At 69.6% G+C, this 22,084-nt stretch carries 18 protein-coding genes; 5 read left to right on the top strand and 13 right to left on the bottom strand.

Features of this window, described 5'->3' with window-relative positions; all coding sequences use genetic code 11:
* Positions 1 to 76: 76 nt before the first annotated feature.
* Positions 77 to 256, bottom strand: a complete 180-nt coding sequence (locus ACIQ9E_RS10010; protein WP_347726181.1) for an FxLD family lanthipeptide — start codon at positions 254 to 256, stop codon at positions 77 to 79.
* A gap of 54 nt (positions 257 to 310) precedes the next feature.
* Complete coding sequence (locus ACIQ9E_RS10015) at positions 311 to 757, bottom strand: ATP-binding protein (RefSeq protein ID WP_403704748.1); 447 nt, start codon at positions 755 to 757, stop codon at positions 311 to 313.
* 231 nt (positions 758 to 988) lie between these two features.
* Between ACIQ9E_RS10015 and ACIQ9E_RS10020 the strand changes: the two genes are divergently transcribed.
* The 4 genes from ACIQ9E_RS10020 (at position 989) to ACIQ9E_RS10035 (ending at position 5,802) form a co-directional block, all read left to right on the top strand.
* Entirely contained in the window at positions 989 to 2,272 is a 1,284-nt protein-coding gene (locus tag ACIQ9E_RS10020; RefSeq protein ID WP_403704751.1) for an XRE family transcriptional regulator, read from the top strand.
* Positions 2,269 to 2,838, top strand: coding sequence for a GNAT family N-acetyltransferase (locus tag ACIQ9E_RS10025; RefSeq protein ID WP_403704754.1), 570 nt, complete (start codon positions 2,269 to 2,271; stop codon positions 2,836 to 2,838). Before ACIQ9E_RS10020 ends, ACIQ9E_RS10025 begins: the two co-directional genes overlap by 4 nt.
* A 476-nt stretch (positions 2,839 to 3,314) precedes the next feature.
* Complete coding sequence (locus ACIQ9E_RS10030; RefSeq protein ID WP_403704757.1) at positions 3,315 to 4,340, top strand: hypothetical protein; 1,026 nt, start codon at positions 3,315 to 3,317, stop codon at positions 4,338 to 4,340.
* Positions 4,341 to 4,362: 22 nt separating this feature from the next.
* Positions 4,363 to 5,802: a DUF5131 family protein gene (locus ACIQ9E_RS10035; protein WP_403704759.1), complete on the top strand. Its 1,440-nt coding sequence runs from the start codon at positions 4,363 to 4,365 to the stop codon at positions 5,800 to 5,802.
* 727 nt (positions 5,803 to 6,529) lie between these two features.
* Here the strand turns inward: ACIQ9E_RS10035 and ACIQ9E_RS10040 are convergent.
* Complete coding sequence (locus ACIQ9E_RS10040) at positions 6,530 to 7,069, bottom strand: hypothetical protein (RefSeq protein ID WP_403704762.1); 540 nt, start codon at positions 7,067 to 7,069, stop codon at positions 6,530 to 6,532.
* Positions 7,070 to 7,719: 650 nt separating this feature from the next.
* Here ACIQ9E_RS10040 and ACIQ9E_RS10045 point away from each other — a divergent pair.
* Positions 7,720 to 10,476 carry a hypothetical protein gene (locus ACIQ9E_RS10045; protein ID WP_403704765.1) on the top strand — a complete coding sequence of 919 codons (2,757 nt, stop codon included), beginning with the start codon at positions 7,720 to 7,722 and terminating at the stop codon, positions 10,474 to 10,476.
* Positions 10,477 to 10,540: 64 nt separating this feature from the next.
* On the opposite strand, the gene ACIQ9E_RS10050 is transcribed toward ACIQ9E_RS10045, so the two are convergent.
* From ACIQ9E_RS10050 to ACIQ9E_RS10095, 10 genes are all read right to left on the bottom strand, one after another.
* Entirely contained in the window at positions 10,541 to 10,840 is a 300-nt protein-coding gene (locus ACIQ9E_RS10050; RefSeq protein ID WP_403704768.1) for a muconolactone Delta-isomerase, read from the bottom strand.
* Between the two features lie 30 nt (positions 10,841 to 10,870).
* Positions 10,871 to 12,394 (bottom strand): aldehyde dehydrogenase, encoded by a 1,524-nt coding sequence (locus ACIQ9E_RS10055; RefSeq protein ID WP_403704772.1) that lies wholly within the window; start codon positions 12,392 to 12,394, stop codon positions 10,871 to 10,873.
* Positions 12,391 to 13,584, bottom strand: a complete 1,194-nt coding sequence (locus tag ACIQ9E_RS10060) for an oligopeptide/dipeptide ABC transporter ATP-binding protein (protein WP_403704775.1) — start codon at positions 13,582 to 13,584, stop codon at positions 12,391 to 12,393. The genes ACIQ9E_RS10055 and ACIQ9E_RS10060 overlap by 4 nt, the downstream gene beginning before the upstream one ends.
* On the bottom strand, positions 13,581 to 14,627 hold the full coding sequence (locus ACIQ9E_RS10065) for an ABC transporter ATP-binding protein (RefSeq protein WP_403704778.1): 1,047 nt from the start codon (positions 14,625 to 14,627) through the stop codon (positions 13,581 to 13,583). Before ACIQ9E_RS10065 ends, ACIQ9E_RS10060 begins: the two co-directional genes overlap by 4 nt.
* Before the next feature lie 14 nt (positions 14,628 to 14,641).
* Positions 14,642 to 15,592 carry an ABC transporter permease gene (locus ACIQ9E_RS10070; protein WP_403704781.1) on the bottom strand — a complete coding sequence of 317 codons (951 nt, stop codon included), beginning with the start codon at positions 15,590 to 15,592 and terminating at the stop codon, positions 14,642 to 14,644.
* A gap of 55 nt (positions 15,593 to 15,647) precedes the next feature.
* On the bottom strand, positions 15,648 to 16,541 hold the full coding sequence (locus ACIQ9E_RS10075; RefSeq protein WP_403704783.1) for an ABC transporter permease: 894 nt from the start codon (positions 16,539 to 16,541) through the stop codon (positions 15,648 to 15,650).
* A 16-nt stretch (positions 16,542 to 16,557) separates the two neighbouring features.
* A complete protein-coding gene (locus ACIQ9E_RS10080) occupies positions 16,558 to 18,270 on the bottom strand; it encodes an ABC transporter substrate-binding protein (protein WP_403704786.1) in 1,713 nt (570 codons plus the stop codon).
* The gene (locus ACIQ9E_RS10085) at positions 18,267 to 19,895 is read right to left on the bottom strand and encodes a phytoene desaturase family protein (protein WP_403704789.1); all 1,629 of its coding nucleotides are present in this window, start codon (positions 19,893 to 19,895) and stop codon (positions 18,267 to 18,269) included. The genes ACIQ9E_RS10080 and ACIQ9E_RS10085 overlap by 4 nt, the downstream gene beginning before the upstream one ends.
* 183 nt (positions 19,896 to 20,078) lie before the next feature.
* On the bottom strand, positions 20,079 to 21,062 hold the full coding sequence (locus ACIQ9E_RS10090; RefSeq protein WP_403704792.1) for a membrane dipeptidase: 984 nt from the start codon (positions 21,060 to 21,062) through the stop codon (positions 20,079 to 20,081).
* Positions 21,063 to 21,111: 49 nt separating this feature from the next.
* Positions 21,112 to 21,840 carry an aspartate/glutamate racemase family protein gene (locus ACIQ9E_RS10095; RefSeq protein ID WP_403704795.1) on the bottom strand — a complete coding sequence of 243 codons (729 nt, stop codon included), beginning with the start codon at positions 21,838 to 21,840 and terminating at the stop codon, positions 21,112 to 21,114.
* Positions 21,841 to 22,084 lie beyond the last annotated feature (244 nt).

A 22,084-nucleotide genomic window follows, 5' to 3' on the forward strand; every position in this document is an offset into this window, starting at 1 on the left:
TCCGTAGGGTGTGGGAACGGGTGGCTGGTGCCGCCGCACGGAGGCGGCGGCACCAGCCGAACTGGCCACAGACAGGTCAGGCGACGTTGGTGGTGCAGGCTCCGCAGGTGGTGCCGCAGTTGTCGTCGGTCAGGTTGACCAGCCCAGCGGGGTCGGCGATCTCGACGAGGGAGACGTCCAGGTCGAAGCCGTCCGACGCCTCCCGCGCCTGGGGGCGGACCTGGGTGAGACTGGGGACCACGATGTTGCGCGTCATGGTGACTACCTCCTTGTTTCGTGGGTTCACTGGTTGATGCAGCCGACGGGTCGTTCATCCGTCGCTGGTGAGCTGAAGCTCGGCCCAGACCTCCTTGCCCCATGGACACCTGTCCGAGCCGTACAGGTCATAGCCCCAGCAGTCCGACACCGCGTCGATGAGAAGCAGGCCGCGGCCCGACTCATCACCGTGGTCCGCGTGGCCGGCGGCGGGCAGACGCTCCGGATCCCAGTCCACGACCCCGACACGGACTCGCGACGCGCTCGGGCGTCCCACGGTCAGACGGATGTCGTGGCACGAGGTGTGCTTCGAGGCGTTCGCGATCAGCTCCGTGACGATCAGCACGGCACCGTCGGCGAGCTCATCGAGGCACCACGCACCGAGTACACGCTGGACGAGCTTGCGGCAGGTCTCAGCAGTGGACGGCTGGCACGGGATGGTCTGGCTGTAAGCGGGGCGCCCGACACGGGCGGCATGAACAGGTGTGTTGAGACTCGTCATGGGGATGGAGCCTTCGGGTTGTCTCGGCGCCCAGTCCGCCCCTTGCGGGATATGAGCGTGCGGACCGGGCCGTCAACAGCCGCCCGGAATGGTGGGCGGCCGACACCCAGATAACCCCGGCTTCCGTTCGGCTGGTTAGGACCATCAGGCATGCGCTCAACGGGTCGACCTAGGGCGATTTGACCTAGCGTTTACCTGACGACTGGGCGACGCGAGCGCTACCGTGCCGGGATGGATGCCACGCGCAACACCGTTCTTGAGGGGTGGATGGCAGAGCACGGCTACAGCTCCAACAGCCTCGCCGACGCTGTGAACAGGTCCTTAGAGCAGTTGACCGGAAGGTCCGGAGGGCTCGACGGATCATCGGTCCGGGGCTGGAAGGCCGGCCGTGTGAAGTGGCCGAAGTCGGCCACCCGCAAGGCGCTTGAGGAGATCGCCGGTCTGCCCGCCACCGCTTTAGGGTTCGTTCCACGGGGCAGGACTCCGTCGGCCCTGGTTCCACCGCAGCAGGAGGACCCTGACATGAAGCGCCGCACACTCGTCGGCGGGATCACGGCGGCCGCCGTCGCCGCGGCCTCACCCGGCACCGCGTCGCCACGCAGGATCGGCATGAGCGACGTCGACCGTCTCCAGAAGCGCTTCGCCGAGATCATCGCCAGCGACCACCGCCACGGCGGACGGCTCGGTATCGAACAGCGCGCCGCTGCCCTCGCCGACGAGGCACTGAACCTCCAGAACGCGGGAACCGCCACCCAGCGCGTACGCAGCAGCCTCTACGCCTCCGCAGCGGCGTTCCGCTCCTCCGCGATGTGGGCCGCGATCGACGGCCGGCGCTACGACGACGCCAAGACCCACATGCGGGAGGCTCAGACCCTCGCCGAAATGTCCGGTGACCAGGCGATCAAGTTCCGCATCTGGAGCCACACGGGAACCATGTACCGGCACCTCGGCCGTCCCGCCGACGCACTCGCCGCGAACGACGTGGCCCGGAACCTGTTCCTCACCCGGCGCGACCCCCTGTTCGCGTCCCTCGGCCTGGCCCGGCAGGGGGCCATCCTGGGCACAGCCCAGGACCGCAGCGGCATGCGCCGAACCTTCGACCAGGCACAGGAGGCCATGCTGCGTTCCGACCCCACGGACTACCGCCCCGTGTGGATGCTCGCCTTCTACGACCAGGCCGAGCTGGACTCGCTCGCCCTGTCCGCGAACCTGGCCCTGGGCGACTACCCGACCGCCGAGTACCACGCCCACCGCTGCCTGGCCGCACTCCGCCCCCACATGATCAGATCCCGCGCCATCGCGACGACCCGCCTCGCCCACGCCCAGCTCGCCCAAGGAGCCGCGGACTCCGCGACGGCCACCGCGATGAAGGTCCCCACCGACGTCGCCACCCACCACGCCCGGGTAGCCCGCATGCTCCAGGAGTTCGGCGCCGCCCTGCGCGCCACCGCCCCCGGCAGCACCACCGCGCAGACCTGGACCGAGCACGCCGCCACCTGGAGGACCACCGCATGACCACCGCCCCCACCATCGAACTGCGCACCTTTACCACCCTCGACCCCGTCCGCGGCGACCTCCTCGACGTCTACGCCGACGTCCGCGCCCCGCTCCTCCACCTCCCGAACTACGCGGTCACCGCCTTCGGCGAACGCCTGGACCGCCACGGCACCGAACCGGGCTTCGTCGCCGTCCTCGCGTACGCCGGTGACGAACCGGTCGGCTACGCCTATGGCAACACCATCGAACGCGGCGACCGCTACTGGCAGCGCACCACCCCGGAGCCGACCGAGAAGTACATGGAGCACCCAGCCCTGGCCCTCAAGGAGATCGGCGTCCGGCCTGCCTGGCGCAAGACCGGCACGGCCCGCCGCATCCACGACGCCCTCCTCGCCGCCCGCGAGGAGCCGTACGCCACTCTGATGGTCAACCCAGCTGCCGGCGAGGGTAAGGTCCGCGCGCTCTACAGGACGTGGGGATACGTGGACATCGGGCAGAGCCAGCCTTCACCGACCTCGCCAGTCCTCACGGTGATGATCCACGCGATTCCCGCTAGTTCGGTGTTGGGTCTGGCACCTCACTGACGCACTATCCTCCGCTGTCGGCCGTGGCTGGGTGGGGGAGGAAGCCAGCTGAGGTGATGGACTCTCGCGGCGGAGCCGTCCAGCTGGTTGAGGAGAGGAGAGGGTGTGCGGCCCGGTGACCCCTCTGCCCTCCGAATACGAGGTGAGCGCCCTGCTTGGCGAATGAAGCGAACTCCTCTGGCTGGCTCGAAGTCGCCGCCCAGTGCGCGGGCCCGCGCTGTCCTCAGCTAGTCGATGCCAGTGCCTTTGAGGCTGTCGGGTCCGCCGGGGGCCGTGTTTCCGCAGGTGAGACAGCCGAACTGGACCCTATGCCAAGGGCTTTGAGGCTGGTCGAGTTAAATGTCAACTCCCCGTCGGAACTGAGGAGTATGTCAACAGCCTTGTCATGAAGGCTTGTTACTGCGATATCCTGATCTGTCACCCGTTCCGCTCAACCGTCCGGGACGGGGCCGTCTGCCCAGGATGAGGGGGAACGGTTGTCTGCCAGAAGTGATCGCGTCGGCCGCAGCGGAGCCCGCACCTACAGCAAGCATGAAGTGCTTAACCGGTTTGTCGGAAAAGAGATCGCGGTCATCAATACTCCGCGGATAGCACAGCTGCCGGAGCCTCTACGCCGCTTGGTGTGGATTGACCTCACTGCCGGAGATGCCGCTCTGCAGGCTGAGACGGACGACTGGCGAAAGAGCTGCTCGCCCGGCATCCTTGCCTACCACGCTTCATGGGCCCGTAACACCAAGCCCGTCGAAGTTCTTCTCGTAGAGAAGAATCACGATACGTACGAGATACTTCTTGACAACCTTACAGTGCGCCTCCTCGAGCTTGGATACGAACAGATCAAGCCGAACCAGTGGGTGCATGTGGGCCAGCGTGGTGGCCGGGTGACTCTCCAGGTGTTGCGCTGCAACAGCCTTGAACTGCCGGTGTCCTTTCTGCGGCGTAGCGACGCGGTTCTGCTCCTCAATGACCCCAACGGTGTTCCGACGTGGGCCATGCGGGATTCACTTCCGGCGGAGATCAGCGAACGCACCACATTCTTTCGTAGCTTCTCCACCCTTGGTTGGAATGTTGCCGGCGCCAAGGCGTGGGCCACGCGCGAAGATCGAATACAGCGCTACGACCTTATTACGCCCCAGATTGACAATCTCGGTGCCAGGCGGGATCTGTGTTTGGCTTGGACCGACCGAGACGATGCCCAGTGGTCCTACCTGCTGGAGACTCCGCGCGTGTGGCGGGATCAGACTGACGAGGAGATTCGCTCTGCTTTCGGTCGCAACGCCCTCGATGTGGAGATTGCATGGTATGGGCAAGATCCCAATCGTTTCCGCCATGCCAGGATGCGGATGGCGCTCACTAAAGTCGAGTACCGCGCTGTCCGCGGACGCGCAGCCGAGTGGGACGCAGCCGACTATGAGCGCAGATACGAACTCCTGGGGCCAGAGGTGAAGCCAGCTCCGAAGCCCCGCCAGCCGACCCAACTCGGCACCTTGTTCGACCTCGACTGATCCTATGCAAGGACCAAGGTAGATGAACCGACTCGGCCCATTTGAGGTGCACCCCTTTGCCGAACTCTTCCCCCTCATCGAAGGTGAAGAGTTCGACGAGATGGTACTCAATGTCAAGGAGCATGGACTTCAAGATCCAATCCTGCTCAATCACGAGCGTACCGTTCTCATCGATGGCCGCAATCGATACCGCGCCTGTCGAGCGGCTGGTATCGAGCCTACCTACAAGACGCTGCCCGAGATCTATACGGATATGATGATCACCGATCTCATTGTGTCCAAAAACGTTACCCGTCGTCAACTCACCACCGGGCAACGCGCCTTTATCGGGCTTGCCTATAAGGAACGCTTTGCGAAGGACGCTGAGCGGCGGCGAATGGATAACCTGGGTCATCAGAAGAAAATTTCTATCCCTGATGGGGATTCGCGAGAGATGCTTGGCGGCAGTGACTCGGAAAGCCTCGACAGGCTGCCTGGTGGCTCCAGCGAAAAAGCGGGAAAGATCGTTGGGGCGTCCAAAGACTCTGTAACGCGAGCTCACGCTATCGCGAAGCGGGCCCCTGAGCTTGGCGAGAAAGTCAAGGCCGGGGAAATGTCGTTGACGGCGGCCTATGGCGAGCTTAAGCACAGGGAAGCAGGGAAGCCGAAGCCGGAAGCAGCTCCCAAGGCGTCCCCAATCATGCTCACCCTGCGTACTCATAGGGGCGAGGAGGTTCCCTACCCGAAGCCAGAAGGGAAGGCCACGTTCAACCAGACGAGCGGTGATGGGATTTCCTGGGCGCGCTGGTCATGGAATCCTGTCACAGGTTGCCTGCACGGCTGTGACTATTGCTATGCTCGAGAAATTACTTCCCGCTTTAAGGACGTCTATCCAGCTGGCTTCACTCCGCTTTTTCATGACCAAAGGCTTGAAGCGCCAGCCAACACTAAGGTCCCTGGGAAGCACCAGGATGACCCAGCCTGGCGGCGAGTGTTTGTCTGCTCAATGGCAGACCTTTACGGTCGATGGGTCCCGGATGAGTGGATTCTCAAGGTGCATTCCGCGATGCTTGCCGCACCTGAATGGGAGTATTTGCTGTTGACGAAGTTTCCAGCCCGCTACGTGGGACTGGACTTGCCGCCGTCGGCCTGGGTGGGGACGAGCGTGGATGAGCAGAAGCGTGTGCGGATCGCGGAAAATGCCTTCCGGGAAATCGATGGTGTGAAGGTCAAGTGGCTATCTCTTGAGCCGCTGAAAGAGCCACTTGAGTTCTCCGACCTCTCAATGTTCGACTGGGTGGTCATCGGAGCTCAGACTGAGACTAACCAGGCGGGAGAAAAGGTCCCTGCTTTTGCGCCTCCATTTGATTGGGTGGCTCGATTGGTGGTTCAGGCACATGAGGCTGGCTGTCGGGTGCATTTGAAGCCAAATTTGTTCAATGGGCGACCTGGGATGCAAATTCCTGACGAGTACCCCGTCTGAGGTGGGAGATTTAGGCCACTCTCCTTTCTGGCTTGAGATCTGCGAGCGGCTTTTGTCGGCGAGCCGCATCGCAGGTTCATGACGTTGGCGGTAGACGTTTGCTGTGGGGCAGGTGGCAAATCCCGGTGCAATCGGTGCTGCGGGTACGGTCGCTTGGACGGCGGACTGGAGCGTGTCGAGCAGGGTTATGTTGTGATGGGAATTTGTGTGGACTTGGATCGCAACTTCGTGTCGCACAGGGAAGCTCAGGCAGGGGTCCCGCGACTGCCAGTCGGGGACTTGATTGGCGCACAACGGAAGTTGTAGCACGAAACGGGCAAAGCGGGGCCGCGGATTGCCATGCCGAGGTTAGTGGGAGTAGTTCGGGGGCGGCTTCGGTCTGGTGTGAATGACAGGTTCGCGTGAGCGATGCGTGAGCGGACTGCACGGCATCCATTGGATTAGGAGTCATGTTTGCAGAGCTGGCAGGCTTCTGACCTTGGGAAACGGGATTCTGTGTAATGGTCAGGCATCACCTGTCACGATCTTGCAGGCCCTCGTAATGCGTAGGTCTCGGGTTCGAATCCCGAAGGCGGCTCAGTCGAAAAGCCAGGTCAGACTTAGTCTGACCTGGCTTTTTTATGATCCCGGGAGGCTTGGGCGGCGACTGTGAGGGGCCGGGAGTGCCGGCCGGTCGAGGTGTGGTGGCCCCTGCTGGGGGCAGGGGCCGGGTGGGTGGTTCGGTGGGTCAGGTGCAGGCGCTGACGTGGACGGTTCTGGTGGAGGAGGTGTCGCCCCAGGGGCCGGGCGGGTTCCAGGTGGGGCTGTCGCCGTACTTGCGGTGGGCCGAGGACTGTTCGAACTTCCAGTCGCCCACGACACAGGGCACCTCGGGAGTGCCGTAGTTGTCCCAGTAGGAGCCCGTGCCGTCGGGCATGGAGCCGTTGTGGACCGTGCCGTTCGGGTCGGTGAGGCGGAACCGCAGGTCCTTGGAGTCGCACTGGGACGGCGCCCAGCCGAAGTTTCCGTTGAACTTGCACTCCGAGGTCTGGGTCGGGGTGAGCTGCCCGAACTTCTCGCCCAGGCAGAGGAGCGTGCGGACCTCGAAGGTGCTTTGCGGGTAGTGCCATCCCGACTCTCCGGCACAGTGCCAGGCGAAGTCGGCTGCCTGCGCCGGCGCGGTCTGGGCGGCGGCCGGGAGGCCCAGGGCCATGGTGCAGGCCAGCGCACCGGCCCCGGCAGCCAGCCCGGAAATCAACTTCGTACGGCGACACCCCATGGTGGTCATCACTCCTCGCGGTCGAACCTGCCGGGACCGCCGGTCGCCGAGAGCGAGTTCTCACGGTCCGGGGTCCATCCGGGAGGAGCGCTCCCCGTCCGGGGTCCGCCGCAACCCGCGGAGCCCGGAACTTCACTGCTTTGCACGTACGGGCAGGGCGCGGCCCGCGTTGCCGGGGGGCCGGTTCCGGTCGTTCTCGGGGGCCGGGGAGAGGGGAGTGGAGCGGTTCCCCTTGGTGTGCGCGGGGCGGCGGGCGGACGGCCGCGGAGCCCAGGGATACGGGGCTGGGGCATGGGCTCCGGGGCGGTCCGCCGTTCGGGCTGCTGGCGCCGAGTGCGGGCAGTGGGGGCGATCGTTCCGGATGCGGGCGGAGTCTCGGCGGCGTCCCGGAAGCGCGGGAAGCGCGGACTTCCCGGATCAGGGGGGTATGCGCCATTCCGTCTCTGTGCGAGCGCAGGGGACTGTCTGTTCGATTTTCGGTGAGGGCGGGGTGTGGTCGACTGTGCCCGGCTCGGCATGACCGTTTCTTTACCCGCTTTCTGTACAGCGGCTGTTCCTGCCCGGCACTCCCCCCTTCGCTCATGCTTCAGGGCGGGGTCACTGCTGGAGAGCGGCATGCCGGTCCGCGGACTTCACCTTCTCTGAGAGGAGTACGGGTCATGGGGTTCATGCGCTACAAGGCGACGGCTTTCAGCTGGGTGCTGGCGGTTCCGGCGGGCAGTGAGTGGCGGCTGTTGTTCGCAGAGGGCAACGAGGGCGCCCTGATCAACGAGCAGCAGCGGATCGGCTCGGATTGGCTCACCGGGCTGGCACCCCAGCTGTACAACTTCCCGAACCGGGGTGGGGCGCTCAGCGCGCTGCTGCTGTCCCGGCCGGGGGAGCCGCAGCAGAGCCTCTTCTTCCACGGCAACACCTACACCTGGTACGACTGGGAGCAGGGCGGGCGGGTCCTCAGCGAGGGGCCGTGGACGACGCTGGCGAACTGGGGCACGGCGCTTCCGGCCGGCTACCGCACCCAGGTAGATGCCCTGTTCCAGGCTCCCCACGCGGCGGACGGCTCGCGGCAGACGTACTTCTTCAAGGGCAACCGGGTCCTCACCCTCAACTGGTCCACCGGCGTCGTACGCGAGGCACTGATCACCGACGGACCGGACGCATCGGGCTGCGCGGGCTGGGCGCAGTTACCCGAGGACTTCCGCTCCGGGCTGGACCATGTAGCGCCGTACAAGCCCGCGGCCGACGGCACCCGGCAGAGCCTGCTGATCAAGGGCGCCCAGGGCGTGCTGCTGAACTGGAAGAGCGGGGTGCTGGCCTCCGGCGCCCTGGACCGGCTCGGTGTGCCGGGGCTGGCCGCGCTCCCCCAGCACTACCGTACGGCCCACCGTCCGTTCACCGGCCGCTGGTCGGGCACCCTCGGCAACCAGCGGGTCAAGGTGCGGGTCGATATGGAGGGCGAGCGGACGCTGGGAGTCATCAGCGGCGACCTGTTCACCGGCGGCACCTGGACCGACTCCTTCCGTACCACCGCCGAGCTGTCCGTCGTATCGGGATTCGGAATGGTCAACGTGTCCACTACGGGCCTCTCCTGGGCCAACAACTCACCATGGACACAGCTCGTCTTCCACGCGTCCCGGGTCGCCGTGAACAGCCCCATGCCCACGGCCCACTTCGCCCTGCTGACCCGCGACAACAGCACGTCACTGCAACTCTCCTGCTCCTACGTGGGTCCGGCGCTGCGGTCGGTGGAGCTGGAGACCGATGCCCTGGCGGGCGAGACCGTCTTCCAGAGCTACGACACCTCGCGCCACGAAACGCCACGCGGCTACCGCAACCGGGTGCTGACCATCGCCTCCGCCTACGCAGAGGCAGGCATCGAGCTGAGGAACGCCGGCCAGGTGAACGCCGTGGCCGACACCTCCGGCGCAGACCTCCAGTGGTCCATAGCCGAGCTGCACGCCGCCATGACCGCCAACTTCAGTCTCCACCGGGACGTGGAGCAGTGGCGCATCTGGACCTTCGTCACCTCCCGCAGCTCCGACAACCCCAATATGGCCGGATTGATGTTCGACGGCACCGGCAGTCAGCGCCAGGGCATGGCCGTCTTCAACAGCAATATGCGGGACCAGAACAACATCGGCGACGCCTTCGAGCTGTTCAACTACGTCCATGAGCTGGGGCACGTCTTCAATCTGGTCCACTCCTGGGAGAAACACCTCACAGCTCCCCCCGGCCTACTGGGGCCGAACAACGGCTACGGGGACCTCTCCTGGATGAACTATCCCTCGTACTACGCCAACGGAGAGCGCGCGAAGGCCCAGCACTTCTGGCAGGACTTCCCCCTCGCCTTCACCGACGACGAACTGCGCCACCTCCGCCACGGCTTCTACCGCAATGTCGTCCCCGGCGGGGACGGATACGGCTACAACGCGGCGCTCATCAACCCCGCGCAGCCCCCGGCCGCGCTCGTCCTGCCCGGCGCCCCCGAGGACCCCGGCCTGGCGCTCTCCCTGGGCGGGAAGCTGATCTTCGGCTACGGCGAACCGGTCATGGTCGAACTGAAGCTCTCCCGGACCGGGGTACGCGGTGATGTGACCGTGGCCGGGAACATCGGCCCGCAGGCCGAGCGCACCACCGTCGTCATCACCGACAACTACGGCCGTACCCGGGCCTTCCGCCCCGTCGCCCGCGGCTGCTCCGGACACGGTGCGGCGGAGTGGACCGTCACCCTCACCGAGGCGAACCCGGCCGTCTACGAGACCGCCTATCTGGGCTACGGCAGCGACGGCCTCTATTTCGCCGAACCCGGCACCTACCAGCTGACCGCCGTCCACACCGGCCTCGACGGGGCCCGAACCGTCGCGCCCACCCGCACCATCCGGGTCCGTACCCCGCTCGACCGCGCCGACCAGGAAGTCGGCGAACTCCTCACCGGCGACGAACAGGGCACCCTGCTGGCCTTCCTCGGCTCCGACGCACCCCATCTCACCAGCGGCAACGACGCCCTCCAGGAGCTGATCGAACGCCACGGCGACCATCCGCTCGCCGCCTACGCCCGGCTCGCGCGGGGCGCCAACGCCGGACGCCACTTCCAGAGCATCGGCGACGGCCGCCTCCAGGTCCGCGGGCCCGATACCAAGACCGCCGTCTCCCAGCTCACCGAAGCCATCACCGTCTCCCGTACCGACCAGGACACCGGTCTGGACAACCTCACCCTCAACGCGGCCTTCCGCCGGCTCGCCACCGTCCACGCCAAGGCGGGCGACCTCGAACGCGCCGAGGCCACCCTCGACACCCTCGTCACCCACTTCCAGGATCAGGGCGTCCCCGCCGCCGTACAGCGGCGTATCCAGGAACAGGCGGACACCGCCCGTGCCGGGATCCGTGAGACCGCCGGGGAGCAGCAGCAGGACTCCTGACGCCCAGGGCATACCTGCCTCTGCCCGCCGGAACCACCGTCGGCGGGCAGAGGCAGAAGGGGGCTCAGGCGTCCGCGGCGAGTGGCGGCTGCGGGTCCACCGGGTGGGTGGCCAGGGCGTGGACGGTGACGTCCATCCACGGCCAGACCGGGAGGGAGGAGATGATCGCGTGCAGTTCGGTGGGGTCGGCGGCCCGCCACAGGCCCCAGTTCTCGGTACGGCCGGGCACCCGCCACATGCGGACCAGATGACCGGCGGCGGCCAGTTCGGCGGCATGCGCGCGTTCGGCGGTGGACACCGCTTCTTTACGGGCCGGGTCCATGTCCTCGGGCCATCCGATGCGGATGTTGACCAGGAATTCCATGATGTCCTCCGTTTTGGGGCAGGGAATGGGTCAGCGGGCGAAGGGGTCGGCCGGGGTGCCGTATTCCGTCACCACCGACTTCGTCTGGAGGAATTCGCGTACGGCCTCCACGCCGTTCTCCCGGCCGAGCCCGGACTGCTTGTGGCCGCCGAACGGGACCGACCAGTGCAGCAGCCGGTAGGTGTTGACCCACACCACTCCGGCCTCCAGCCGGGACGCGACCCGGTGGGCCCGGCTCGCGTCCCGGGTCCACAGGCCCGCGGCGAGCCCGTACTCCAGGGAATTGGCGAGCGCGACCGCCTCGTCCTCGCCGGAGAAGGGCTGGACGGTGGCGACCGGCCCGAAGACCTCCTCCCGGCAGACCGCCATATCGGCGCGCACACCGGCCAGGACCGTGGGCCGGTACCAGAAACCGCCGTCGTTGCCGGGGCGCCGTCCGCCCGTCAGTACGCGGGCGCCGTCCCGTACCGCGCCGGCGACGTACGACTCCACCCGCTCCAGCGCCGCCGCCGAGGCGAGCGGGCCGACGTGGGTGCCCGGATCGCGCGGGTCACCGACCCGCAGCTCCTCCACCGACGCGGCGAACCGGGCCAGGAACTCGTCGTACACGGATTCCTCGACGAGCAGCCGGGACCCCGCCACACAGGTCTGCCCGGCGGCGGAGAAGGCGCCCTGCCGGGCGGCGGTGACGGCCGCGTCGAGATCACCGTCCGCGAAGACCAGATGGGCGGACTTCCCGCCCGCCTCGCAGACGAACCGCTTCATCCGGGCCGCGGCGAGCGCCCCGAGGACCCGGGCGACGGCCGTACTGCCGGTGAAGGTGACCATGGCGACGTCCGGGTGCTCGGTCAGCCGCCGGGCCTCCGCCGCACCGCCGATGACGGTGGTGACGACGCCGGGCGGGAAGCCGGCCTCCAGCACCAGTTCGGCCAGCCGGACCGAGGAGGCCGGGGCCTGGGGCGGCGGTTTGAGGACGACCGTATTGCCCGCGGCGAGGGCGGGGGCCAGCTTCCACGAGCCCAGGGAGAGGGCCCCGTTGAAGGGCGTCAGCGCGGCGACCACCCCGAGCGGCTCCTCGCGGATCACCGCGCTCGCGGTGGCGCTCAGGGCGCGGGACCGGTCCTCCAGGGTCTCGGCGACGGCCGCGAAGTAGCGGTACCAGCGCACCAGCGCGGCCACCTCGCCGCGGGTCGCGGCCAGGGGTTTGCCGTTGGCGCGGGTCTCCAGGGCGGCGAGTTCGTCGCCGTGGGCGGCGAGCACATCGCCGAGGCGGTACAGCAGATCGGCACGGGCGTGCTGGGGCAGCCCCGCCCAGGACGGTGAGCGCAGCGCGCCGCGGGCGGCGGCCACCGCCTGGTCGACGGCGGCCGGATCCTGCCAGGCGGTGCCCCAGCGGGCGCCGGTCGCCGGGTCGATGAGCGGTACTTCGCTGCCGCCGGGGGCCGACCGGCGGTCTCCGGTGAACGAGGTCCACTCGGCCGGCGGCGGGGTCCCGGGAGACGGGGACGGGGGCGGGGGCGCTGCCGCCGGGCCGCCGGCGGTGGTCGGGGTCATGACGTCGTGGTCCTCTCGGTGGTGCGTGCGGCGGGCGCGGTGAGCGCGGCCCGTACGCCGGGTGTGTCGTGGTGGTGGCAGGCCACGGTGTGCTTCATGGCCCCGGTCTCCTCAGCGGTTCCGGCCGGTACGGCGGTCTGCGGGGGAGCCTCGGTGCGGCACACCTCCGTCGCGAAGGGGCAGGCCCGCTGGAAGCGGCAGCCCGGCGGCGGGTCGGCCGGGTCCGGGGGTTCGGCGCGGGGCCGGGCCGCCGCGCCGGTGCCGGGGGCGGGGGCCCGCGGATCGGGCACGGGCACGGCGGCCAGCAGGGAGTGGGTGTACGGGTGGCGGGGCGTGTCGAACACCTCGGCGCACGGCCCGCTCTCCATCACCCGCCCGCCGTACATCACCACGACCCGGTCGGACAGATGCCGGACCACGCTCATATCGTGGGAGATGAACAGGAAGCCCACCCCGCTGTCCCGGCACAGGTCCTTGACGAGATTGACGATCTGGCCCTGCACGCTGACGTCGAGGGCGGAGACGATCTCGTCGCAGACGATGAAGCGGGGTTCGACGGCCAGGGCGCGGGCGATGGCGGCGCGCTGGCGCTGGCCGCCGGAGAGTTCGTGCGGGTAGCGGTCGGCGAGTTCGGGGGCGAGACCGACCTGGGCGAGGAGTTCGGCGGCCCGGTCGGCGGTCCGGTCCCGGGGGACCGTGCGGTGGACCTGGACGACCTCGCGGATCATCGCGCCGATCGTCATCCGGGGGTTGAGACTGGCGTACGGATCCTGGTGGACGATCTGCGCGACGCGCGGCAGCGACCGGTCGGCCCGGAGCCGGTCCAGGGGGCGGCCCTCGATGAGGATGCGCCCGCCGGCGACCGGGGAGAGGCCGACCAGGGCGCGTCCGGTGGTGGTCTTGCCGCTGCCGCTCTCCCCGACCACGGTGACGATGGAACGGGCCGGGACGGTGAAGGAGACCCCGTCCACGGCGCGGGCGGTACCGGTCACCCGGCGCAGCACACCGGTGCGCAGGGGGAAGTGGACCCGGAGGTCCTCGACGGTGACGGCGTCCGGGGGGCGGGCGCCGGTTTCCGTGCCGGTGCCGGTGCCGGTGCCGGTGCCGGTGCCTGTGTGGGTGTGGGTGCGGGTGCGGGTGCGGGTGGTCGTGTCGGTGCCGGTCGTCTCGTGGCTCGGGCGGGCGCTCATACGGGTGCTCCTGCGGGATGCGGCGCGTCGGCGGCGGACGCGGGGTACGGGCAGCGGACCGTGTGCGCGGCATCGGCCCCGGGCAGGCGGCGGAGTTCGGGTACGGCGTCACCGCACTCCGGGCGGGCCTCGCCGCAGCGCGGCTGGAAGGCGCAGCCGGGCGGCGGGTCGGCCGGGTGCGGCGGGAAGCCCGGGATGGCGGGGAGCCGGTCCACCCGGCTGTCCATCCGGGGCACGGCGGCCATCAGGGCACGGGTGTACGGGTGGCCGGGGGCGTCGAACAGCGCCGTGGTGGGCGCGGTCTCGATGATCCGGCCGCCGTACATGACCGCTATCCGGTCGGTGACCCCGGCGGCCACGCCCAGGTCATGGGTGATCAGGACGAGCGCCATGCGCAGTTCGCGGCGGAGCCGGTCGATCAGGCCGAGCACCTGGGCCTGGATGGTGACGTCCAGGGCGGTGGTGGGTTCGTCGGCGATCAGCAGCCGGGGCTCCCGGCTGACCGCCATGGCGATGAGGACCCGCTGGCGCATTCCGCCGGAGAGTTCGTGCGGGTAGTTGGCGAGCCGGTCGCGGGCGCCGGGGATGCCGACCAGGTCCAGGAGTTCGGCGCACCGGTCCCGGGCGGCGCGGCGGCTGAGGCCGTCGTAGCGGACGAGGGGTTCGGCCATCTGGGCGCCGATGGTCATGGCCGGGTTGAGCGCGGACAGGGCGTCCTGCGAGACCAGGGCGATACCGCTGCCCCGTACCTCCCGGAACTGCTTCGGGCGCAGCCCGGTCAGATCGCGCCCGTCGAAGGTGATCCGGCCGTGCACCTCGGCGCCCTCGTGGCCGAGCAGGCCGAGGACGGCCAGCATGGTCTGGCTTTTGCCGCAGCCCGATTCGCCGACCACGCCGAGGGACTCGCCTTCGGCGACCCGGAACGAGACGTCGCGGACGGTCTCCACCCGGCCCGGCACGGGGCCCGGTCCGGCGGCCGCGGCGGCCGGCCGGGCGCGGTCGGGATAGGCGACCCTGAGATGTTCCACTTCGAGGACGGACACGATGGTGCCTCCCGCTACGCGAGTTTGATCTTGGGGTTGAAGTACGCCTGGACCACGTCGACAAGGAAGTTGATGAGGACGAAGGCGATGGCGATCATCAGGATTCCGCCCTGGACGAGGGGGATGTCCCGGGTGGAGATGGCCTGGTGCAGCGCGAGTCCGATACCGGGCCAGGAGAACACCGTCTCCGTGAGCACCGCCCCGCTGAGCAGGAAACCGGCCTGGAGCCCGATGACGGTGACGACCGAGGGCATCGCGTTGGGCAGCACATGGCGGGTGACGACCCGGAGTTCGCCGACGCCGCGCGAGCGGGCGGTGCGGACGTAGTCGTGGCCGATGACTTCCAGGACGGCCGAGCGGGTCATCCGGGCGATCACCGCGAGCGACCAGGCCGACAGGGTGATCACCGGGAGCACCATATGCGCCAGGACGTCCAGGATCCCGCCCCCGCCGCCGATGGAGGTCATCCCGGTGGCGGGCAGCATCCGGAGCTGGAGGGAGAAGACCACGATGAGGACGAGCCCGAACCAGAACGACGGTACGGAGTTGAGGAAGAGCACCCCGACGGTCAGTCCCCGGTCCCGCGCGGAGCCCGGCTTCATGGCGGCCCAGGTGCCGATGGCGACCCCGGCGACGGCGGCGACGACGACCGCGGTCCCGGACAGCAGGAAGGTGTTGAGCAGCCGTTCGGACAGCACCTCGGAGACGGGGCGGCCGAAGGAGAGGGAGCGGCCGAGGTCGCCGCCGAAGAGGTTGCCGAGATAGGTGAAGTAGCGGGAGATCGCGGACTCGTCGAGCCCCAGATCGGCGCGGAGCGCCTGCCGGTCCTCCTCGGACGAGGTGGGGCCGAGCAGGGCGGTCGCCTGGTCGCCGGGGATGATCTGGCCGAGCGCGAAGGTGGCGACGGTCACCCCGAGGACGACGGGGATCATCTGGAGCGCCCGGCGCAGGGTGAAGGTCAGCATGGCGCCCCTCCTGGGCTGGTGTCGGTGACGGGGCCGTGGGTGCGGTGGGCGGCCCTCATGACCGGCTCCGGCGGCTGCGCGGGTCGAGCCGGTCCCGTACGCCGTCCCCGAGCAGGTTGAAGCCGATCGCCAGGACGACGATGACCAGGCCCGGGATGGTCGCCACATGCGGCGATGTGACCAGCAGGGCACGGCCGCCGCTGAGCATCTGCCCCCAGTCGGGGGCGGGCGGCTGGGCGCCCAGGCCGAGGAAGGCGAGGCTGGCGCCGAGGATGACGTTCCGCCCGGTCTGGAGGGTGGCGAAGACGGTCAGCCCGCCGAGGAGGTTGGGGACGATATGGCGCAGGGCGATCCGGCGGTGCCGGTAGCCGAGTACGGCGGCGGCCTCCACGTACTGCTCCTGGCGCAGCGAGACGACGCTGCCGCGCACGATCCGGCCGAACTCGGGGACGGTGACCACGACCATGGCGATCACCATGGAGGTCAGTCCGGGGCCGAGGGCGACGCCGATGCCGAGGGCGAGCAGGATGCCGGGGAAGGAGAACATCACGTCGAAGACGCGCATCAGGACGCTGTCCAGCCAGCCGCCGGCATAGCCGGAGACCAGGCCGATGAGCCCGCCGATCAGCAGTGCGAGCAGGGTGGGCACGACCGCGACGAGCAGGGCGAGCCTGCTGCCGTGCATCAGCCGGCTGAGGATGTCCCGGCCGACCTCGTCGGTGCCGAGGAGATGGCCGCCGCTGAAGGGGGCGAGGCCGATGGCCGACGGATCGGTGGCGAGCGGGTCGGCGGGGGCGATCCAGGGGGCGAGCAGGGCGACCAGCACGGTCAGGGCGACGATGCCGCCGCCGATGGCCGTGGTGGCGTTGCCGCCGCCCGCGGTGCGCAGTCGTTCGCGCAGGCGGGGCCGGGACACGGTACGGGGCACGGGTGCCGCAGTGGCGTTCATGACGGGGACCTCCTCCTCACCCGCGGCGGATGGTGGTGTAGTCGATGTAGACGGACGGCGCCGCGGTGACGCCTTCGACCTTGAGGCTGAGCAGCCGGGGCAGCCGGTCCTGGTAGAGGAAGACCCAGGGCGCGTCCCCGGCGATGGTGTCGGCCGCCCGGCGGTACAGCTCCATCCGGGTCTCCTCCCCGGGTTCGGCGCGGGCCCGGTCGAGGAGGGTGTCGACGGCGGGGTTGCGGTACCAGCCCCGGTTGACGCCGTTGGGGGGATGCAGTTCCCCGCTGAACATCCGCTCCAGGAAGTCGCCGGAGTCGGCGCCGGTGGTCCAGCCGTTGAAGGAGCCGTGGACGCCGTTCTTGTATCCGCCGCCCTCCTCGGCGACGAGTGAGGCGAACTCCATGTACTGGACGTCCAGCCGGACGCCGACCTTTTTGAGGTCCTGCTGGATCAGCGACATGATCTCGGTGGCCTGGGAGAAGCCGGGGCCGCTGTCGGGCGCGAGCAGCCGGAGCGTCACGGGGGTGCGCACTCCGCTCTCGGCGATCAGCCGCTTGGCGAGGGCGGGGTCGTGGGCGTAGCCGCCGGTCCCGCCGGTCCCGCCGGTCCCGGTGGTGTCGGTGGGTTTGGTGGTTTCGGCGGGTTCGGTGGTTTCGGCGGGGGCCTGCCGGTAGGCCTCGTTGCCGAGGGGCAGCGGGCCGTGCGACGGGACGACCTGGTCCGCGGTGAGGGTGGCGATGGCCTCCCGGTCCACGGCGTGGTTGAGGGCCCGGCGGAAGAGCGCGTTGTCGGTGGGGGCGGTACGGGTGTTGAGCCGCAGGAAGTACTGGTTGGCGGGCTCGGGGTACTGGACGGTCATGGTGTCCTGCCCGGCGAGCTGGCGCACCTGCTGGGCGCCCGCGCTGAGGATGGCGTCCACCTCGCCGGTCTGGGCGGCGATGGCGAGGGTGGTCGGGTCGCTGACCGATTCGACGATGATGGACGGGGTCTTGGGGACCCCTCCCCAGTACGCCGTGTTGCGCTTCAGCTCGACCCGTTTGCCGTGGTCGGCGCGGTGCTGGCGGAAGGGGCCGGTGCCGACGGGGTGCAGGCCGACGTCGTCCGGGGCGTGGGCGCGCAGTACCGCGGGGCTGATGAGGGACATCCGGCGGTCGGTGAGCACACGGGGGAGTCCGGTGTACGGCTTGGTGAGGCGCAGGGCGACGGTGTGCGGGCCGCGGACCTCGACCCGGTCGATCCAGCGGGTCAGGAACTTCATGTTGCCCGCGGCGGTGGCGTCGTAGACCGGCGACTCCTTGACGGAGATCCGGTCGAAGTTCAGCTTCACGGACGCGGCGTCGAAGGGGGTGCCGTCGGTGAAGGCGACGTTCTCGCGCAGGGCGAGGGTGTAGGTGAGGGCGTCCGGGGACACCTTCCACGAGGTGGCCAGGGCGGGGCGCAGCGCGGGCGCCCGGTCGGTCCTGGTGGCGAGGTCCTCGCGGATCAGCGGGTCGAAGAGCGCGTCCACGACCCGCAGTCCCACGGTGCCGGAGAGCCGCTGGGGGTCGAGTACGGGGATCTCGCCCTCGGCGCCGACGACCAGGGTGTCCCGGTCGCGGCCGAAGGAGGGCGGCGACGCGCAGCCGGTGAGCGCGCCGGTGAGCAGGACTGCGGTGGCGACGAGGGGGGCGAGGGCGCGGCGCACGGTGGCGCCAGCCGGTCCCGGTGGCCCGGTCGGGTGGGAGAACCTCATGGATGCGGCCTTTGTTCGAGTACGGATGGGCGCGGGTCCGCGGGCGTGTGGTGGAGATCGCGCAGGACGGCGGCGGCGGCGTTCCTGCCGGGCGTACCGGTGACGTAGCCGCCCGGCCAGGTCCCGCTGCCGCCGGTGTAGAAGCCGGCGAGGGGGGTGCGGTAGGCGGCGAGGGCGGGGTGCGGGCGGGTGCCGAAGAGGTCGGTGGGAAGCATGTCCCCGTGGGTGATGTTGCTGCCTTCCAGGCCGAGTTCGGCCGCCATCTCCACGGGGTTCATGAAGCGGTGGTCCACGATCCGGTCGGCGAGGCCCGGCATCAGCAGACCGAGCTGTTCGATACAGCGCCGCCCGAACCGGTCCGTCCGTTCGGCGTCCCAGGGCCCGTCGTGCGGGTGGTAGGGCGCGTGCCAGGCGTTGACGCTGATCAGATGGGTGCCGCCGGGAGTGAGCCCGGGGGAGGTGAGGGTCGGTGTCAGCCCCCACATCAGGATCTCGTCGCCGGTGCGGCCCGCCAGCGCGGCGGTGATCGCCGCTTCGACGGACCCCGGTGAGGAGCCGAACCGGAACTGGCAGGCGCGCACCGCCCCGGGGTCGGCGCCTTCGGGCAGCCCGGCGTACGGCGGCAGGGCGTCGACCTCCAGGACCACTTTGAAGGCGGAGCCGCGCATCGGTTTGCCGAGGACGGCGGTACGGATCCCGGGGTCCATGGCCTCCGCGTCCAGCAGATCGCGGAAGAGGTGGTGCGGGTTGACGGTGGAGATCACCCGCCGGGCGGTGAACTCCTCGCCGGTGGCGGTGACGACACCCCGTACCCCGTCGGGCCCGTGCAGCACCCGGGCCACCGGGGTGCCGGTCCGCAGCTCCACGCTGTGGGCCCGGCAGGCCCTGGCCAGGGCGTCGACGATGGCGCTCATCGAGCCGACCGGCAGCCCGGTGGAGCCGCGCAGCGCGAGCCGTGCGGCACCGTCGGGCTCCGCCCCGGCGGCCAGCGCGAAGGGGCGCATCATCAGCCCCACGGCGCTGCCCGGCGCGGACGGCGGTACGAGCTGGGCGTTGAGCGCGAGCAGCATGAGCAGCGCCTTGGCCCGGTCGGAGCGGAGGTGGGTGTCGAGCAGATCGGTCAGACCGCCCTCGAAGACCGCGTCGAAGAGGCGGAGGTCCGCCGGGTCGGACAAACGTTTCTTCAGGGTGGGGAGTCCGGGCGGCGGAGCGTCGAGACGGACCCCGAGCCGGGCGCCCAGCCGCTCCAGCCCGCTGATCAGGCCGCGGTAGCGGGCGGCTTCGCCGGGGGCGAAGGCGTTCAGCTGCTCGTCGACCCGGGCGGGGTCCCGCCAGCCGATGAAACAGCCTTCGTCGAACCGGTGGACCACGGTCGGATCCACCCTGACGAACCGCAGTCCGTGCCGGGCGAGTTCCAGTTCGGCGACGACGGCCGGATTGAGCGAACCGGGCGAGTTCGTGAAGGAGAGCCGGCGGCCGGGCAGGAACTCGTACGCCCCGCAGGGTCCGCCGAGCCCCGGCCGTGCTTCCAGGAGCGCGACCTTCAGCCCCGCGCGCCCGAGATAGGCGGCGGTCACCAGCCCGTTGTGGCCACCGCCGACGATGACTGCGTCGTAACGGTTCATCCCGGCTTCGTCCTCCTGGTGTCGGTGCGCCGGCCGTGTTCCGGCGCGCGCGGGGGTTCGGGTGCGCGAGGTGCGCCGGACCGGATGGGCGAGGGGCGCCGGTCGGGGTGCGCGAGAGGCACCGGTCCGGCGCGATCCGGGGGTGCGGACCCCGGCGCACGGGGGCGCGGTCCCCGGCGGGTCTCAGGCAGGGGCGGCGGCGGTGAAGCCGTCCTCGAACAGGTCCACCCAGTTGCCGCCGGTGATCCGCTCGACCTCGACGGCCGTGAAGCCCCGCTCCAGCAGCCGCTCCCGTACCGCCGTGTAACCGAGCCCGCCCGCGTACCAGTCGGGGAATTCGACCGGGCCGGAGATGGGGACCATCGGGCTGCGGCTCCACCGTCCCTGTCGCCACCAGTGCAGTTCCTCGTCACCGTGGCCCGCGTAGTAGTCGGAGCCGAGGCCGACGTGTTCGACGCCGATGAGGTCGGCGGTGTAGGCGACCATGTCGCAGAAGCGGTCGACGGTGCAGCCGACCCCGTCCGGGGCGATCCTCGGGTACATGCTCAGACCGACCACCCCACCGGACTCGGCGGTCTGCTTCAGCACGGTGTCGGACTTGTTGCGGAGCGCCAGTTCGACGTCCTCGCCGACGAACGCGCGGGGGTTGGCGTGGGTGACCGCGACGGGCCGCTCGGAGGCCGCGATGGCCTCCAGGGAGGTGCGCTCGTTGCAGTGGGAGATGTCGACGACCATGCCGACCTGGTTCATCTCGCGGATGAGGTTGATGCCGTAGGTGCGCGAGAGCCCGGCGTCCTCACCCTCCCAGCAGCCCGCCCCGGCGGAGTTCTGGGTGTTGTACGTGAGCTGGGCGATCCGGACCCCCGCCTGGTGGAAGGCGCCCACCAGGTCCAGGTCGTCCTCGAACGGGCTGCTGTTCTGGAAGCCCAGGACGACGGCGGTACGGCCCTGCTCCTTCGCCCGGCGGATGTCGTCGGCGCTGCGCCCCTCGCAGAGCAGATCGGAGTTCTCGGCGAGCAGGCGCTGCCAGCGGCCCACTTCGCGCATGGTCTCGGTGGAGTCCTCCCAGATGGCGACGGTGGCGTGGATGGCGTGGATGCCGGCCACGTGCCACTCCTCGAAGCGTTCGCGGGAGGGCTTGACGAATTGCAGGGCGTCGACGAGCACGGGATGTTCTCCTCGGATACGGGGGAGGGGGAGTCGGTGGCCGGCGCTCTCAGTACTCGGCGATCGCGCCGAGCCGCCCGAGGGCCGGGATCTCGTCGCGCAGGCCGAGACGGCGCAGGGCCCGCCACAGGGATGCCTGGTTGCTGGTGACGACCGGTACCCCGGTGTCCAGCTCCAGATAGGGCAGGACCTCGAAGGTGCGGAAGGTGCCGCAGGAGATCAGGAGCGCGTCGGCGTCGGGGGCGGCCCGGTGCAGCCTGCGGCCGAGCCGGTAGGCGCTGTCGGCGTCATGGACGCTGGCCTCGTAGGGGTCGGTGATCTGGAGGCCTTCGATCACGGGGACCTCGAAGCCGACGGCGGTGAGATAGACCCGCAGCGCCTCGTTGACCTCGTCGGTGTAGATGCTGCCGACGGCCACGGACCGGGCGCCGACCGCGCGCAGGGCGTCCACCTGCGCCTGCATCATGGTGATCGCCGGGATGCCGGTTTCCGCCTCGATCTCGGCGGTCACCTTCTCGTCGGTGCCGGGGCCGGGGATGAAGGTGCCGGGGGCGCCGCACTGGACGATGAGGTCCACCTTCGCGGTGGCCAGTTGCCGGGACGCCTCCAGGACCTGGGACATCATCTCCTTCAGCCCGTCGGCGTCGACGCGGGGGACGATGGTCCGCGCGTCGGCGAAGGCGACGCCGGTGGGGGCGACGGAGCGCCATTCCTCGGCACCTTCGATGGCCGTTGCGGGACGTATCTGCCCAATACGGGCACGCCAGCCGAGCAGCATGGACCACACCTCTTTCTGGTGGCGGAGGGAAGGGCCGCCGGGCCGGATTCCGGCCGTCGGCGCGCCCTTCGATCAATCTGGGACAGTGGACCAGATCGGTTGGGACAACGTACCCACGGGTGCGGAGGTGGGTCAATGGGGTGAAAGAAAGCACTGAACGCGCCATACGGACATCGCGTTCCGGCCAGACGGCTCGGGAGGCCGTACGGCGGTGAAAAGGAGGGAGCCCGTGGGGGCGGCCGTA

This window comes from Streptomyces sp. NPDC094448 (assembly GCF_044763775.1).
Lineage (GTDB): Bacteria > Actinomycetota > Actinomycetes > Streptomycetales > Streptomycetaceae > Streptomyces.

Bases quoted from the DNA above. Each gene is read 5' to 3' on its own strand.
- ACIQ9E_RS10010 (WP_347726181.1), bottom strand. From the start codon at position 256: ATGACGCGCAACATCGTGGTCCCCAGTCTCACCCAGGTCCGCCCCCAG.
- ACIQ9E_RS10015 (WP_403704748.1), bottom strand. From the start codon at position 757: ATGACGAGTCTCAACACACCTGTTCATGCCGCCCGTGTCGGGCGCCCC.
- ACIQ9E_RS10020 (WP_403704751.1), top strand. From the start codon at position 989: ATGGATGCCACGCGCAACACCGTTCTTGAGGGGTGGATGGCAGAGCAC.
- ACIQ9E_RS10025 (WP_403704754.1), top strand. From the start codon at position 2,269: ATGACCACCGCCCCCACCATCGAACTGCGCACCTTTACCACCCTCGAC.
- ACIQ9E_RS10035 (WP_403704759.1), top strand. From the start codon at position 4,363: ATGAACCGACTCGGCCCATTTGAGGTGCACCCCTTTGCCGAACTCTTC.
- ACIQ9E_RS10040 (WP_403704762.1), bottom strand. From the start codon at position 7,069: ATGACCACCATGGGGTGTCGCCGTACGAAGTTGATTTCCGGGCTGGCT.
- ACIQ9E_RS10045 (WP_403704765.1), top strand. From the start codon at position 7,720: ATGGGGTTCATGCGCTACAAGGCGACGGCTTTCAGCTGGGTGCTGGCG.
- ACIQ9E_RS10050 (WP_403704768.1), bottom strand. From the start codon at position 10,840: ATGGAATTCCTGGTCAACATCCGCATCGGATGGCCCGAGGACATGGAC.
- ACIQ9E_RS10055 (WP_403704772.1), bottom strand. From the start codon at position 12,394: ATGACCCCGACCACCGCCGGCGGCCCGGCGGCAGCGCCCCCGCCCCCG.
- ACIQ9E_RS10060 (WP_403704775.1), bottom strand. From the start codon at position 13,584: ATGAGCGCCCGCCCGAGCCACGAGACGACCGGCACCGACACGACCACC.
- ACIQ9E_RS10070 (WP_403704781.1), bottom strand. From the start codon at position 15,592: ATGCTGACCTTCACCCTGCGCCGGGCGCTCCAGATGATCCCCGTCGTC.
- ACIQ9E_RS10075 (WP_403704783.1), bottom strand. From the start codon at position 16,541: ATGAACGCCACTGCGGCACCCGTGCCCCGTACCGTGTCCCGGCCCCGC.
- ACIQ9E_RS10080 (WP_403704786.1), bottom strand. From the start codon at position 18,270: ATGAGGTTCTCCCACCCGACCGGGCCACCGGGACCGGCTGGCGCCACC.
- ACIQ9E_RS10085 (WP_403704789.1), bottom strand. From the start codon at position 19,895: ATGAACCGTTACGACGCAGTCATCGTCGGCGGTGGCCACAACGGGCTG.
- ACIQ9E_RS10095 (WP_403704795.1), bottom strand. From the start codon at position 21,840: ATGCTGCTCGGCTGGCGTGCCCGTATTGGGCAGATACGTCCCGCAACG.